The sequence below is a fragment of the Azotobacter salinestris genome, from assembly GCF_009363155.1.
GTDB classification, from domain to species: domain Bacteria; phylum Pseudomonadota; class Gammaproteobacteria; order Pseudomonadales; family Pseudomonadaceae; genus Azotobacter; species Azotobacter salinestris.
In genome coordinates this window covers 2235908-2249585 of record NZ_CP045302.1, presented here as the reverse complement: position 1 = coordinate 2249585, position 13678 = coordinate 2235908, and the positions used below count along the sequence as shown (strand labels likewise).

At 67.5% G+C, this 13678-nt stretch carries 14 protein-coding genes; 5 read left to right on the top strand and 9 right to left on the bottom strand.

The features are described 5' to 3' along the window. Positions 1–15: 15 nt before the first annotated feature. Positions 16–1284, bottom strand: a complete 1269-nt coding sequence (locus GCU53_RS10490) for a murein hydrolase activator EnvC family protein (RefSeq protein WP_152387566.1) — start codon at positions 1282–1284, stop codon at positions 16–18. A 126-nt stretch (positions 1285–1410) separates the two neighbouring features. Continuing rightward, entirely contained in the window at positions 1411–2946 is a 1536-nt protein-coding gene (gene gpmI, locus GCU53_RS10485; RefSeq protein WP_152387565.1) for a 2,3-bisphosphoglycerate-independent phosphoglycerate mutase, read from the bottom strand. Positions 2947–3126: 180 nt separating this feature from the next. Between gpmI and GCU53_RS10480 the strand changes: the two genes are divergently transcribed. The 3 genes from GCU53_RS10480 to secB are packed head-to-tail and all read left to right on the top strand — an operon-like array spanning position 3127 to position 4323. After that, positions 3127–3540, top strand: a complete 414-nt coding sequence (locus GCU53_RS10480; protein ID WP_152387564.1) for a rhodanese-like domain-containing protein — start codon at positions 3127–3129, stop codon at positions 3538–3540. Between the two features lie 7 nt (positions 3541–3547). After that, complete coding sequence (grxC, locus tag GCU53_RS10475) at positions 3548–3802, top strand: glutaredoxin 3 (protein WP_152387563.1); 255 nt, start codon at positions 3548–3550, stop codon at positions 3800–3802. A gap of 26 nt (positions 3803–3828) precedes the next feature. Further along, complete coding sequence (gene secB / locus GCU53_RS10470) at positions 3829–4323, top strand: protein-export chaperone SecB (protein ID WP_152387562.1); 495 nt, start codon at positions 3829–3831, stop codon at positions 4321–4323. 52 nt (positions 4324–4375) lie between these two features. Here secB and trmL read toward each other — a convergent pair whose 3' ends face one another. Further along, positions 4376–4837: a tRNA (uridine(34)/cytosine(34)/5-carboxymethylaminomethyluridine(34)-2'-O)-methyltransferase TrmL gene (trmL, locus tag GCU53_RS10465; protein WP_152387561.1), complete on the bottom strand. Its 462-nt coding sequence runs from the start codon at positions 4835–4837 to the stop codon at positions 4376–4378. Positions 4838–5577: 740 nt separating this feature from the next. Further along, complete coding sequence (locus tag GCU53_RS10460) at positions 5578–6477, bottom strand: LysR family transcriptional regulator (protein WP_152387560.1); 900 nt, start codon at positions 6475–6477, stop codon at positions 5578–5580. Between the two features lie 247 nt (positions 6478–6724). Between GCU53_RS10460 and GCU53_RS10455 the strand changes: the two genes are divergently transcribed. After that, complete coding sequence (locus GCU53_RS10455; RefSeq protein WP_152389855.1) at positions 6725–7876, top strand: aspartate aminotransferase family protein; 1152 nt, start codon at positions 6725–6727, stop codon at positions 7874–7876. Between the two features lie 384 nt (positions 7877–8260). Here GCU53_RS10455 and GCU53_RS10450 read toward each other — a convergent pair whose 3' ends face one another. Beyond that, positions 8261–9721 carry a sigma-54 interaction domain-containing protein gene (locus tag GCU53_RS10450; RefSeq protein WP_152387559.1) on the bottom strand — a complete coding sequence of 487 codons (1461 nt, stop codon included), beginning with the start codon at positions 9719–9721 and terminating at the stop codon, positions 8261–8263. A 125-nt stretch (positions 9722–9846) separates the two neighbouring features. Between GCU53_RS10450 and GCU53_RS10445 the strand changes: the two genes are divergently transcribed. Beyond that, complete coding sequence (locus GCU53_RS10445; protein ID WP_152387558.1) at positions 9847–10005, top strand: YqaE/Pmp3 family membrane protein; 159 nt, start codon at positions 9847–9849, stop codon at positions 10003–10005. Between the two features lie 10 nt (positions 10006–10015). Here the strand turns inward: GCU53_RS10445 and GCU53_RS10440 are convergent, their stop codons facing one another. From GCU53_RS10440 to GCU53_RS10425, 4 genes are read right to left on the bottom strand one after another with little or no spacing between them, the layout of a single operon-like run. After that, positions 10016–10630, bottom strand: coding sequence for an ABC-type transport auxiliary lipoprotein family protein (locus GCU53_RS10440; RefSeq protein ID WP_152387557.1), 615 nt, complete (start codon positions 10628–10630; stop codon positions 10016–10018). Next, positions 10627–11565, bottom strand: coding sequence for an MlaD family protein (locus GCU53_RS10435; RefSeq protein ID WP_152387556.1), 939 nt, complete (start codon positions 11563–11565; stop codon positions 10627–10629). Before GCU53_RS10435 ends, GCU53_RS10440 begins: the two co-directional genes overlap by 4 nt. After that, a complete protein-coding gene (locus tag GCU53_RS10430; RefSeq protein WP_152387555.1) occupies positions 11565–12365 on the bottom strand; it encodes an ABC transporter ATP-binding protein in 801 nt (266 codons plus the stop codon). Before GCU53_RS10430 ends, GCU53_RS10435 begins: the two co-directional genes overlap by 1 nt. Next, positions 12362–13513: an MlaE family ABC transporter permease gene (locus GCU53_RS10425; protein ID WP_152387554.1), complete on the bottom strand. Its 1152-nt coding sequence runs from the start codon at positions 13511–13513 to the stop codon at positions 12362–12364. Before GCU53_RS10425 ends, GCU53_RS10430 begins: the two co-directional genes overlap by 4 nt. Positions 13514–13678 lie beyond the last annotated feature (165 nt).

Below are 13678 nucleotides of genomic sequence, written 5' to 3'. Positions count from 1 at the left end.
CGAGTGAAAGCGGCGCTATCCCTGCGCGCGACACCACAGGGCGGGATCGCTGGGGCGGCCCTGTTGGCGGATGGCGAAGTAAAGCGCAGGCATGTCCTGCCCGCCACTGGTGCCGACCGTGGCAATCGGCTCACCGGCCCTGACCATATCGCCGGCGCCCTTCAACAGGCTCTCATTATGCCCGTAGAGGCTCAGGTAGCCATTGCCGTGGTCGAGAATGACCAGCAGGCCCGAGCCGCGCAGCCAGTCGGCGAATACCACGCGTCCGGCATGGATGGCGCGTACCGTGCTGCCGGCACTGGCGCCGATCAGCACGCCGTCCCAGCGGGTGCGGGCATCTTCGCTGCGCGGCGAGCCGTAGGGGGCCAGCAATCGGCCATCGACCGGCCAGGGCAGACTGCCGCGCGCGCGGGCGAAGGGACCGTCGGGGGCAGTTCCCTGGCTGGACAGGCGCGGGGCCTCGCTGGCGGGCGCGATGGTTCCGACGCGTCGGCGCTGCTCCTCCAGCTCCTGCTGGCGACGTTGTTCGGCGAGGGCGCGCTGGCGCGCCTCCTCGGCCTCGCGGGCTTGGCGGGCGAGGGCTTCCTCGATGCGCTGCAGCACTTGGCCGAGCTCGGCCCGTTCTTCCTCGCGAGCCTTGAGTTTCTGGGCTCCGCTGGCGTATTCCCGGTTCAGCCGGGTGAGCACCTGCTGGCGCTCCTGGTGCAGGGCGGCGAGCCGTTCGCGGCGTCGCTCCAGCTCGCCCTTGCGTTCGCCGAGCCGGACCTGCCGGGTGGCGAGATCCTGCTCGACCGCAGCCAGTTGGCGCAGGGTCGCATCGTGAGCTTCGAGCTGCTCCCGGCGCGCCTGGTCGAGGTAGCCGTAATAGGTCAGGGTGCGTGACAGAAGTTCCGGCTGCTGCTGGTTGAGCAACAGCCTGAGGTATTCCTGGCGGCCGCTCTGGTAGGCGGCGCGGGTCTGGGCGGCGATCAGCCGCTGCTGTTCGTCGCGAGCCTTCTGCAGCGTCTGTTTTTCCTGGTCGAGGCGGCGGATCTCCTGCTCTCGGCCGTCCAGTTCCTTCTGCAGCTCGCGCACCTGCTTCTCCAGGTCGCCCATCTCCCGCTCGGTCTTGCCCAGCTCCTTCTGCACGCCGCTTCTTTCCTGATTCAGCTGCTCCTGCAGCTTCTTCAGTTCGGCGATGTCCTGGCGGGCCCGCTCCAGCTGCTCAAGGGTTTCGCTGCGCTCGTCGGCGAACGCCGGGCCGAACGCGAGGGCGAGGATCAGGACGGTGAGGATGCGGTGCATGGCGTGCGGTATCGGAGGGAGTGGATCGGCATAAGTATGCCTAAAAATGTGTCGTCCGGCTGCAGGCCATGGCGACGGCTTCGGACAGCCGGCGGACAGGCCGAAGGCCTGCCCGCATCTGACGCTTCAGGCCGGCTCGACCAGCGGTTGGCCGGTCATTTCCTTCGGCTGCGGCAGGCCGAGCAGCTTCAGCATCGTCGGCGCCACGTCGGCCAGCACACCGCCGTCGCGGATGCGCAGCGGGCGCTGGCCGACATAGATGAACGGCACCGGCTCGCAGGTGTGCGCGGTGTGCGCCTGGCCGGTGCTCTCGTCCTCCATCTGCTCGACGTTGCCGTGGTCGGCGGTGATCAGCGCCTCGCCGCCGACCTTCTCCAGCGCCGCGACGACGCGCCCGAGGCAGGCGTCCAGGCATTCCACCGCCTTGACCGCCGCCTCGAACACCCCGGTATGGCCGACCATGTCGCCGTTGGCGTAGTTGGCGACGATCACGTCGAAGCGCTGGCTTTCGATTGCCTCGACGATGCGATCGGTGACCTCCGGTGCGCTCATCTCCGGCTTGAGGTCGTAGGTGGCGACCTGCGGCGAGGGAATCAGGATGCGCTCCTCGCCCGCGAAGGGCTCCTCGCGGCCGCCGGAGAAGAAGAAGGTGACGTGGGCGTACTTCTCGGTCTCGGCGATGCGCAGCTGGGTCTTGCCGTTGTTGGCCAGGTACTCGCCGAGCACGTTGCTCAGCTCCGCCGGCGGGAAGGCGCAGGGCGCGGGGATGCTCGCCGAATACTGGGTGAGGGTGACAAAGCCGGCCAGCTGCGGCAGGCGCGGGCGCTCGAACTCCTTGAAGCCGGCTTCGACGAAGGCGCGGCTCAGCTCGCGGGCGCGGTCGGCGCGGAAGTTCATGAACACCACGGCGTCGCCGTCTTCCACCTTCACCGGCGCGCCGATGGCGGTGGCCTTGACGAACTCGTCGCTCTCGCCGCGCGCGTAGGCGGCTTCCAGGCCGGCCGCGGCGGTTTCGGCAGCGTACTCGGCCGTGCCGTCGACGATCAGCTTGTAGGCTTGCGCGACGCGGTCCCAGCGGTTGTCGCGGTCCATCGCGAAGTAGCGGCCGATCAGGCTGGCGATGCGGCCCTTGCCGAGGCGCGCGAAGGTGGCGTCGAGCGCCTCGATGGGCGCCTGGGCGCTCTTCGGCGGGGTGTCGCGGCCGTCGAGGAAGGCGTGCAGGTAGATCTTCTCGGCACCGCGCCGCACAGCCAGCTCGGCCATGGCGGCGATGTGGTCCTGGTGGCTGTGCACGCCGCCCTCGGAGAGCAGGCCGAGGATGTGCACCGCCTTGCCGGCGGCGACTGCCTGATCGACGGCGGCGCAGATCGCCGGGTTTTCGAAGAACTCGCCGTCCTGGATGGCCTTGGTCACCCGGGTGAGATCCTGGTAGAGCACGCGTCCGGCGCCGAGGTTCATGTGGCCGACCTCGGAGTTGCCCATCTGGCCGTCGGGCAGGCCGACGTCCATGCCGGAGGCGGAGATCAGGCCATGCGGGCGGGTGGCGAGCAGGCGGTCGTAGACCGGGGTGCGGGCGGCGTGGATGGCGTTGTGGGCGGGGCTGTCACTGTGACCGAAGCCGTCGAGGATGATGAGTACCAGCGGTTTGGGGGTGGCAGTCATGGTTCCGACTCTGATGATGCGGTGATATGGGCGCCCGGCAGCTCGTGGCGAGCAAGGGGCGACAGTCTACTGCTTCGCGGGGCGCAGCGTCATTGCCATTGACTGCCGCCGCGCTGGCGGGTTCAGCCGGCCTGGGGGGCTGTGTATACTGCCGGGATTTTACCGCTCTGGAACTTCCCGATGGTCCCCAAGCTGATCGAATTCGCTTCCAACCACTACATCCTCGTCGGCCTCCTGGTCGTCCTGCTGGTCCTGCTGCTGGTGACCGAGCTGCGTCGCGGTGGTCGTAGCCTCAGCAGCGGCGAGTTGACCTCGATGGTCAACGGGGGCCAGGGCCTGGTGCTGGATGTGCGTGCCCACAAGGAGTTCTCCGGCGGGCACATTGTCGATGCCCTCAATATCCCCTACGACAAGCTGGCCAGCCGCATGGCCGAATTGGAAAAGTTCCGGGCCAAGACCCTCATCGTGGTCGATGCCATGGGCCAGCACGCCGGAGTCGCCTGTCGCGACCTGCAGAAGGCCGGCTTCAACGCGGCCCGGCTGGCCGGCGGCATGAGCACCTGGCGTGGGGACAACCTGCCCGTGGTCAAGTGAGGGAGCCATGCCGAAAGTCGTCATCTACACCAGCACCTGGTGCCCCTACTGCATTCGGGCCAAGCAACTGCTGGACAGGAAAGGCGTCGCCTACCAGGAGATCGGCGTCGACGGCAGACCGGAGCTGCGCGCAGAGATGACCCGCAAGGCCGGACGCACCTCGGTTCCGCAAATCTGGATCGGCGATACCCATGTGGGTGGATGTGACGATCTCCATGCCCTGGAGCGCGCGGGCCGCCTGGACGCGCTGCTCGAGGATTGAATCCGCAAATCGAACAAGGCTCTGCCATGACTGAACAAGCTAGCAACGGCGCCGCACAACAAGACGGCCAGAACGCCCAATTCTCCCTGCAGCGTATCTATGTGCGCGACCTTTCCTTCGAGGCCCCGAAGGCCCCGGAGATCTTCCGCCAGGACTGGAAGCCCAGCGTCCAGCTGGATCTGAACACCAAGCAGAAGGCGCTGACCGGCGGTGACTTCTACGAGGTGGTGCTGACCCTCTCGGTCACCGTGAAGACCGGCGAGGAGGTGGCCTTCATCGCCGAGGTGCAGCAGGCCGGCATCTTCCTGATCAAGGGCCTGGATGCCGAGGCGATGGGCCACACCCTGGGCGCCTTCTGCCCGAGCCTGCTCTTCCCCTATGCCCGCGAGGCGCTGGACAACCTGGTCGTACGCGGCTCCTTCCCGGCCCTGATGCTGGCACCGGTGAACTTCGACGTGCTCTATGCCCAGGAGCTGGCGCGGATGCAGGCCGAGGGCCAGGCATCGGGCACGGTGCAGTAAGGCTGCAGCCCTGCCGAGAGAAGCGCCCTGCGGGGCGCTTTTTCGTTTCCGCTCAGTCCATCGCGAAATCGAGCTGACGCCAGGCCTCGTAGACCGCCACCGCCACCGTGTTCGACAGGTTCAGGCTGCGGCAGTCGGGGCGCATCGGCAGGCGCAGGCGCTGCTCCGGCGGCAGGCTTTCACGGATTTCCTGCGGCAGGCCGCGGCTTTCCGGGCCGAACAGGAAGGCGTCGCCGCGCCGGTAGCTCACGCGGTGATAGGGCTGCGATCCCTTGGTAGTGAAGGCGAACAGGCGTGGCCGGCCGAGGCTCTCCAGGCAGGCGGACAGGTCGGTGTGGCGTTTAAGGGTGGCGTATTCGTGATAGTCCAGACCGGCGCGGCGCAGGCGCTTGTCGTCCAGTTCGAAGCCCAGCGGGTCGATCAGGTGCAGGCTGCAGCCGGTGTTGGCACAGAGCCTGATGATGTTGCCGGTATTCGGCGGGATTTCCGGTTGAAAGAGGATGACGTGAAACATGCACAGCTCCAGGCGGGGAGGCGGCATTCTACCCTGTCGCTGCACCCCTGCCGCCTCCGGTGCACCGTCCTTGCCCACGGGCTGTGCATGCTGCGACAGGGCTTGGCAGTGGCGACGCTGCCGGAGGATGGGCCCGGATGGTCAAGCCAGGCGCCCGCTGGGCCGGCTGGAGGCATAAAAGAGGGGAGCTCCCGGCCTGCCTGTACCGGGGTCCCCAAAACCCTTTGCCAGAAGATCTGCATCATGTGTGCCAAGGGTTGCAGGCATGGTCTCGGGGGGGGGCAGGCGGGGCAGCCCGGGGGGACATGTAGGTAAAGGCTTACATGGTGCGATGGTGATCGCCACTGTTTCTCCAGTGGGGGGATGCCTACTCTATTGCTCAAGGACGTCGCGCAGGAAGCGCATCGAAAAACATGGAAGGCGTCGCAATTTCCGCCAGGATGGCGGGTGATAGGGAAGTCGCGCAGGAGGCGCATCGACCGGCAGGGATGTGGTCGAGAATTCACCGGGAGGGTGATGTCGCAGGGATGGTTGGCGCAGGATGCGAACTCAGGGACGATCGCCAGGATGGCCTTGTTCAGGGACGATGTGCGCAGGATGCGCCGCATGCTAGGGATGGTTCAGGGATGATCGAGGAAGTCCTGCCAGGATGGCGGAGAGAGTCACGGACGTCAGAATCAGTCTGCAAGGCCCCGCTTTGGCGGGGTTTTCTTTTTTGTGCCCCCGGGGCGCACCCGCACTCAGCCGTGGGCCTGGTGAAGGCCGGGCATTCCTTCCAGCAGCGAGCGCAGCAGATCCACCATGCCCTGCTGGCGCTGTGCATCGCGATAGACCAGTCCCACCTTCAGCGGTATGCGCGGTTCGCTGAGCGGCTTCCACAGCAGGTCCGGATGGCTGTGCAGCGACCGCGAGCAGCCCGGCAGCACCGTGGCCAGGGTCGTGTGCGGCAGGCTGTCGAGGATGCTGTTCATGTGGTTCAGCTCGGCCTGTACCTGCGGGCGCCGGCCGAGCAGGCTGAGTTGTTCCTGCCAGATCTGCCGTACGCGGAACTCTTCGCCGAGCAGCAACATCGGCAACTCCGCCGCCTGGGCCACGGAAACCTTCTTGAACTCCTTGAGCGGATGCTTTTCCGGAATCACCAGCTGCAACTCGTCCTCGTATAGCGGCAGGCTGTGCAATCCAGGCTGCCGCGGCGGCAGGAAGCCGATCCCGATATCCAGGGTGCCGGTCAGCAGGCGCCGCTCGATGTCGATGCCGGACAGCTCGTAGAGCTGCACCACCAAATGCGGCTGAGCCTGGCGCAGGCGCTCCAGCAGGGGCGGCACCAGGCTGGCGCTGACCGTCTGCAGCACGCCGACCGCCAGGCTGTGCGCCGATTGTCCGCGGAAGGCGCGCAGTGCATCGCGAGCGCGCTCCAGGCCCTCCAGCAGCGGTACCGCATAGCTGTACAGGGTCTGTGCGGCCAGGGTCGGCAGCAGGCGCTTGCCGGTACGTTGAAAGAGGCTGACGTCGAGGTCCGTCTCCAGGTGGCGGATCTGCTGCGAGAGCGCCGGCTGAGACAGGCTCAGGCGCTCTGCGGCGCGCCCTACGTGGCCCTCCTCGTAGAGGGCGACGAAATAGCGTAATTGCCGAAAATCCATAAGTTTCTCTTATCGATAAATCTGGAAAATCGAAATAGCCTTGGGGGCCGACAGCCCCTAGTCTAACGCCCATCGATCATGCTTACAGCGCTCTGGAGGCCAGGCTGAGTGATGAGCCAGGCAGTGGTATCAGAGCTGTTCATAGGTAAAGCTGAAGAAGTTAATGCCGGGCCGAGCCGTATTGCCGGCTGTCGGGCTCTCTGTCCGAAGAGGTTGCAAGGTGCGTGACGTCCTGGCCTGCACGCGGATGATGCGCACCCTGGAGCGTCCGTCGCAGCTTTTCGTGCGCGGCCAGGGATCCTGGCTGTGGGATGTCGAGGGCAATGCCTATCTCGACTTCACCCAGGGGTTGACGGCGAACAGCCTGGGGCATTGTCCGAGCGTGCTGGTGAGCGCCCTGCGGCGTCAGGTGGACAGCCTGATCAACCCGGGAGCGGGCTATTACAACCTCGGCATGCTCAAGCTGGCCACGCGCTTGTGCCAGGTCACCGACTGCGATCAGGCCTACTTCCTGAGCAGCGGTGCCGAGGCCAGGGAGGCAGCGATCCGGCTGGCGCGCAAGTGGGCACAGCTGCATCGCGGCTACGCCGGGCGCATAGTCGCCGCGTTCGATGGCCCTTGTGATGGTACCCAAGGGCCCTTGGCTGTGCGGGGGTGGACGAGCGCCGGGGGCGAGGATGGTGCGGCAGCCCTCGTCAGAGTGCCCTTCAACGATCTGGAGGCACTGGCGAGCACACTCGACGAGCGGACCGTGGCGGTGATGCTGGAGCCGTTGCAGGGAGAAATGGGCGCGATCCCGGCGACTCTCGACTACCTGCAGGGTGTGTCCCGGCTGTGCAACGAGCGCGGCCTGTTGCTGATCCTCGACGAGGTTCAGACCGGGATCGGCCGTTGTGGCGCACTGCTGGCCGAGGAGCTGTATGGCATACGTGCCGACATCGTCGTGCTCGGCACGGGGCTGGGCGGGGGAGTGCCCCTGGCGGCCCTGCTGGCCCGCGGCAACGCCTGCAGCTTCGAGCCGGGCGATCTGGTCGCCAGCTGTCACGGCAATGCGCTGGCGAGCGCTGCCGGCCTGGCGGTACTCGATACCGTGCTGGAGCAGGGCTTTCTCGAGCACGTTCGCGCAGTCGGCGAGCATCTGCGCGAGGGGCTGGCCTACTTGGCCCGCCGGCATGGTCACGGTCCGCTGCGCGGCCAGGGTTTGTTAATGGGGTTGCCGCTGGTCGGTCTCTCGGCACCGGCGGTAGTGGAAGCGGCGCTGAAGGAGCGCCTGCTGATAAACGCGCCGCAGGCGCACTGTCTGCGCTTTTCACCGGCGCTGACGGTGAGCCACGGCAACATCGACGAAATGCTCAAGCGCCTGACGCGTGCGCTTGGCCGGATCTCCGGCCGGAACTGAATACCGTCTCTTGCGAAATCGCAGCCGCCCCGCCAGGAATGCCGGGGCGTTTTTTTGTCCGCGCGAAATGAAGGCCGCTGCCCACGATTTTGAATACCCCGAGAAAAAAAGAGGCTGGGCCTGACCGCTGCCCAACCTTCACGCCAAATCGTGCCGCTCCCTTGCCCTGGCATTGCGCTGGCGCAACCCGCGGGAGCAGGAGTGCACGGGGATCCCAGCGAGATTCGTGCCGCCGGGTGGGTGGCAGAGATTGGCGGTCAATTTCGTTCAAAAGCGACGATCATGGCGGATTCAGGCTGGCTCCATGAACCAGGGGCATTCTGCAGGCAGGACATGTCCGGAATTCTGGGCACAGGCGCTGTCCAGCCAGCTGGACAGCCCTTCTCAACGCTTGCCGAGCCCGTACTGCTGCAGCTTGTTGTACAGGCTGGTGCGGGCGATGCCGAGGCACTGGGCGGCGCGCCGCCGGTTGCCGTTGCAGGCGGCAAGAGCCGCCTGCAGGGCGGTGCGTTCGGCATCGGCCAGGCTGTGCGCCAGCGGCGGGATGAGGGGGGCGTGCCCAGTGGATGGTGCCTCTTCCGGCGGAGCCGGTGGCAGGGCGTCGAGCAGGGAGAGCAGCGCCTGGCGGCCGAGGAGGTTGCCCTCTGCCTGCAGTTGGGCGCGCTCCAGCAGGTTGCGCAACTCGCGGACATTGCCCGGCCATGACTGGACGCCCAGCACCTCCAGCACTTCCTCCTCCAGCTCGAGGCGCGGTTGGCCGGAGCGGCTGGCGATTTCGTCGAGCAGATGCTCGGCGAGCAGGCGGATGTCCTCGCGGCGCTCGCGCAGCGGCGGCAGGCGCAGGCTCAACACGTTCAGACGGTAATAGAGGTCGCCGCGGAAGGCGCCGGCAGCGACCCGGGCCTCCAGGTCGACATGGGTGGCGGCGATCACCCGGACGTCGATTCGCCTCACCCGGTTCGAGCCGAGCGGCTCGACCTCCTGCTCCTGCAGCACCCGCAGCAGCTTGGCCTGCAGCGGCAGGGCCAGATCGCCGATCTCGTCGAGGAACAGGGTGCCGCCGTCGGCCAGTTCGAACTTGCCGATGCGCGCCTTGCGTTCGGCGCCGGTGTAGGCGCCCGGGGCGGTGCCGAACAGCTCGGCTTCCACCAGGGTGTCGGGAATCGCCGCCACGTTGAGGGCGACGAAGGGCCCCCGGGCGCGTGGCGACAGATTGTGGATGCCCTGGGCGAGCAGTTCCTTGCCGGTGCCGGTTTCGCCGCGCAGCAGCAGGGTGGCATCCAGCTGTGCGGCCCGCCGGGCCTGACGCTTGAGCTCGCTGACGGCCGGGCTGCTGCCGATGAAACCGGCGATGCTATAGCGTGCCTGGCGCACCTGGGCCAGTTCGCGCTGGGTGGCGGCCAGACGGTTCTGCAGCTGGTTGTACTTGGCGACCAGCGGCTCCAGCCTGAGGGCCCGGTCGAGCAGGACGAAGCCGATGGCGCCGACCAGGGTGCCGCATTCGTCGCGCAGAGGCATCCGGGTCACCACGAAGTGCTCGTCGCCGAAGGCCATCAGGTCGAGCAGGGACGTCTGGCCTCCCTGGGCGACCTGGCGCAGCCGGCTGGCCGGCAGGATCTCCTCGACGGGCCGGCCGAGCACGCCGCGTGGATCGGCCACTCCCAGGCGGGCGGCATACTTGTCGTTGATCCAGACGATCTGCGCCTGGCGGTTGACCGCGATGGTGCCTTCGCAGCAGGCGTTCAACTGGTCGAACAGCAGCGGCATGGCGACTTCGCGGAAGCGTTCCGGCGATACGCCGATCAGCAGGCCGTTCTCATCGAGGTCGCTGCGGGTGATCGCCATGAAAGGGCTCCTGTGCCGGCTGTCGGGCAAGTATGGCCAGCGTCGGCGGAAGGCGCCAAGGAACCCCGGGGGCGGGACCGGGTCGATTCAGGAAAGGCCTGTCCGACCATTGACGGAGAACTCCCATGGACCTGCTGCGCATCATCATCGCCATCCTGCTGCCACCGCTTGGCGTGTTCCTGCAGGTCGGCTTCGCCGGCGCCTTCTGGCTGAACATCCTGCTGACCCTGCTCGGCTACCTGCCGGGCGTGATCCATGCGGTGTACATCATCGCCAAGCGCTGAGCGACGCGGATTAGCGGCCGGCCAGGCGCCCGCCCTGGGCCAGGGTCCAGTCCACCAGCTGTCGGCTCAGCTGGTCGCCGGCCGTGCCGAAGGCGGCAACCACGCTGTCGAGCCGTTCGTCGCGGGCGCTCTGGCGCACCTCGAAGCGGCGGCTGGCGAGGATGCGCTGACTGGCGCTGTGCACCAGGTTGACATCCAGGCTGACCCGCACCTGCGGCTTGCCGTCGACGTATTCGCTATGAAAGCCGCGCAGGTCGCCGAGCAGCTCCAGATCGGCATGGAGGTGGTTGTCGTCGCTGCTCACCGAAGCGGCCCGGCCGTCCTCGCGGAAGGCCTCGATCAGCCGGTCGCGCAGCAGGGTCGGAGCATCGTCGCTCCAGCGGGCACCCTGGTAGCTGCTGATCCGGTTGCCTTCCGGCACCACCGCGATGCGTGCGCTGCCGAGCATGCGGTCGGCCTTGGGAGTGGCGATGCGCAGCGCCTGGTCGAGGCGGGCGGTGGCCGGCTGGGCTTGGAGCGGTGTGCCGGGCAGGCGGTAGATGTGGATCCGTTCGGCCTCGGGCAGCACCGAGCAGGCGCTCAGATTGACCAGCAGGACGAGCAGGACGGGGAGGCGGTGGTTCATGGCGCGAACTCCTGCATCTGCTCCCGGCCGAGGAAGAAACCGGAAGGATTGTCCTCGAGACGGCGGGTGACCCGGCGCAGCCCGCCGAGGGTGGTGCGCAGCTCGCTGATCGCCGGGCCCAGCTCGGCGATGCCGTTCATGCCGTTGTTCAGGGCCTGCTGATTGCTCTCCAGCAGGCGATCCAGGCGTGTCGTGCTGCGTTCGAGGGCGTTCATCGAGCGCTGCGCGCTGGCCAGCAACTGGCGGCCGTTGTCGTCCAGCAGGCCATTGGCGTTGCGCGCCAGGCGGGTGATTTCCTCGAGCAGGACGCCGGTCTGCTGGCCGAGCTGGTTGAGCTGTTGCACAGCCTGGCCGAGGTCGGCGCGCTGCTCGGCGATTGCGCCCGTGGCTTGTTCGAGATGCTCCAGGGTGCGGCCGAGGCGGCTGGCGTTCTCGGTCGAGAAGAGCTGGCTGGCGCCGGTCAAGATGCTGTTGATGCTGCTCATCACGTCTTCGCCCTCGTCGAGCAGGGTGTTGAGCGGGGAGGGGTCGGCGACGATCAGCGGCGGCTTGCCGCCTTCGCCTTCGAGCGGCGGGCTTTGCGGGGTGCCGCCGAACAGCTGGATGCTGCGGGCGCCGGTAATGTTGGCCAGCAGCAGGCGGGCGCGGGTGTCGCGCTTGATCGGCGTGCCGCTGTCGAGGCGGATGCGCGCGCGGGCCATGCGCGGGTCCTCGGGGTCGAGCCAGAGCTGCTCCACGTCGCCGACCCGGATGCCGCTGTATTCCACCGGGCTGCCGACCGCCAGGCCGCTCACCGAGTGGTTGAACAGAATTTCGTAGTGGTCGAATTCGCGGTCCAGGCTGGACTTGCTCAGCCAGAGGGCGAGAAACAGGGCGGCGATCACCGCCACGACCGTGAACAGACCGATCAGCACATGATGAGCGCGGGTTTCCATCAGGGGGTCTCCTGCAGTTCGGCGGCCTGGTGTGCCGCGCGGCCGCGTGGGCCGTGGAAATATTCGCGGATCCAGGGGTCATCGGTGGCCGCCACCACTTCCAGGCGGCCTTCGACCAGCACGCGCCTTTGCGCCAGCACGGCCACCCGGTCGCAGCTGGTATACAAGGTGTCGAGGTCGTGGGTGACCAGGAGCACGCTGAGCCCGAGAGCATCGCGCAGGGTGAGGATAAGCCGGTCGAAGGCCGCCGCGCCGATCGGATCGAGCCCGGCGGTCGGCTCGTCGAGAAAGAGCACTTCCGGATCCAGGGCCAGGGCGCGGGCCAGGGCGGCGCGCTTGATCATTCCGCCGGACAGCTCGTCCGGGTACTTGCAGGCGGCGTTGGCCGGCAGCCCGGCCAGGGCCAGCTTGAGCCGGGCCAGATGCCCGGCTTCGGGACGCGGCAGTCCGGCATGCTCGATCAGCGGCAGGGCGACGTTTTCCTCGAGGTTCAGCGAGGTGAACAGGGCGCCCTGCTGGAAGAGCACGCCGAAGCGCCGCTCCAGCCGGGAGCGCCGTGCGGCCGGCAGGTTCAGCAGGTCCTCGCCGAACACTTCGATCCGCCCGGCGCTGGGCCGGTGCAGGCCGACGATGCTGCGCAGCAGCACCGACTTGCCGGTGCCCGAGCCGCCGACCACGCCGAGAATCTCGCCGCGCCGGATGTCCAGGTCGAGGCTGTCATGGACCGTCTGGCGGCCGAAGCGATTCACCAGGCCGCGCACCCGGATCAGCGGCTCCTGTAGCGGCGTGTTGGCAGTCACCAGCCCATCTCCATGAGGAACAGGGCGGCCAGGGCGTCCAGCAGGATCACCATGAAGATCGACTGCACCACGCTGGAGGTGGTGTGTTCGCCGACCGACTGGGCGCTGCCGCCGGCCTTGAAGCCCTCCAGGCAGCCGATCACGGCGATCAGGAAGGCGAACAGCGGGGCCTTGCCGAGGCCGACCAGATAGTGGTTGACCGGAATCTCCTGTTCGAGAATGGCAAAGTACTGTACCGGTGAAATGCCCAGTGCCAGGACGCAGACCGCCAGGCCGCCGAGGATGCCGCAGAGCATGGCGATGAGGGTGAGGATCGGCAGGGTCACCAGCATCGCCAGCACCCGCGGCAGCACCAGCAGCTCGATCGGATCGAGGCCGAGGGCGCGGATCGCGTCGATTTCTTCGTTGGCCTTCATCGCGCCGATCTGCGCGGCGAAGGCGCTGGCGGTGCGCCCTGCCATCAGGATGGCACAGAGCAGCACGCCGAATTCGCGCAGGAAGGAATAGGCGACCAGATTGACGGTATAGATGGTGGCGCCGAACTGGCCGAGCACGGTGGCGCCGAGAAAGGCCACCACAGCACCGACCATGAAGGTCAGCAGGGCGACGATGGGCACGGCGTCCAGCCCGGTCCGCTCGATGTGCGCCACCAGTGGGGTGATGCGCCAGCGCCGCGGGCGCAGCAGGGTCGCGAGCAGGGTGCTCAGGGTCAGGCCGATGAAGCCGTACAGCGTGCGCTGCTGCTCCCAGAGCGTTTCGACGACCCGCCCGATGTGCGCCAGCTCGTCCTTGAGGGTGGAGCGCTCCGGCTCTTCCTCGGGGCCGACGGCGGCGTCGGCGACCGCCGTGGCAACCGTGCGCAGCAGGGCCTGACGCTCGGCCGGCAGTTGCGGCGCCCAGTGGGCGATGTCCGCGAGTCGCTGGGTGCCGAGCAACTCCACCAGCAGGCCGGCGCCTGCAGTGTCGAGGGCGCCCAGTCCGTCCAGCACGACCGGGCAGGCGTCGTCGAGCCGCGGCCGGGTGCGCTCGACTTCGCGCTTCAGGCGTGGGTAGTGCTGCAGTGTCCAGTCGCCGACGACGTTCAGCCCGGGAGGCTGACCGGCGCTGCTCAGTTGCAGTTGACCTGGTGGTGAGGGGGTCGGGTACATCGTTGCCCTGTCCGTGTCGCCTTGCGGTAGAGACTCGCGACGAATCCCCGGAGGATCATAGCAGCCTGTTTTTTCGATCACAGCATGTGCCCGGCCGGGGCCGGGATATGTTCAGGGACGTAGCACTCCCGGTAGGCTAGGAGTTTCCACGTCGAGGATGTCCAG

Coding starts and splice junctions, on each gene's coding strand:
- GCU53_RS10490 (WP_152387566.1), bottom strand. CDS start 1,284: ATGCACCGCATCCTCACCGTCCTGATCCTCGCCCTCGCGTTCGGCCCG.
- gpmI (WP_152387565.1), bottom strand. CDS start 2,946: ATGACTGCCACCCCCAAACCGCTGGTACTCATCATCCTCGACGGCTTC.
- GCU53_RS10480 (WP_152387564.1), top strand. CDS start 3,127: ATGGTCCCCAAGCTGATCGAATTCGCTTCCAACCACTACATCCTCGTC.
- grxC (WP_152387563.1), top strand. CDS start 3,548: ATGCCGAAAGTCGTCATCTACACCAGCACCTGGTGCCCCTACTGCATT.
- secB (WP_152387562.1), top strand. CDS start 3,829: ATGACTGAACAAGCTAGCAACGGCGCCGCACAACAAGACGGCCAGAAC.
- trmL (WP_152387561.1), bottom strand. CDS start 4,837: ATGTTTCACGTCATCCTCTTTCAACCGGAAATCCCGCCGAATACCGGC.
- GCU53_RS10460 (WP_152387560.1), bottom strand. CDS start 6,477: ATGGATTTTCGGCAATTACGCTATTTCGTCGCCCTCTACGAGGAGGGC.
- GCU53_RS10455 (WP_152389855.1), top strand. CDS start 6,725: ATGATGCGCACCCTGGAGCGTCCGTCGCAGCTTTTCGTGCGCGGCCAG.
- GCU53_RS10450 (WP_152387559.1), bottom strand. CDS start 9,721: ATGGCGATCACCCGCAGCGACCTCGATGAGAACGGCCTGCTGATCGGC.
- GCU53_RS10445 (WP_152387558.1), top strand. CDS start 9,847: ATGGACCTGCTGCGCATCATCATCGCCATCCTGCTGCCACCGCTTGGC.
- GCU53_RS10440 (WP_152387557.1), bottom strand. CDS start 10,630: ATGAACCACCGCCTCCCCGTCCTGCTCGTCCTGCTGGTCAATCTGAGC.
- GCU53_RS10435 (WP_152387556.1), bottom strand. CDS start 11,565: ATGGAAACCCGCGCTCATCATGTGCTGATCGGTCTGTTCACGGTCGTG.
- GCU53_RS10425 (WP_152387554.1), bottom strand. CDS start 13,513: ATGTACCCGACCCCCTCACCACCAGGTCAACTGCAACTGAGCAGCGCC.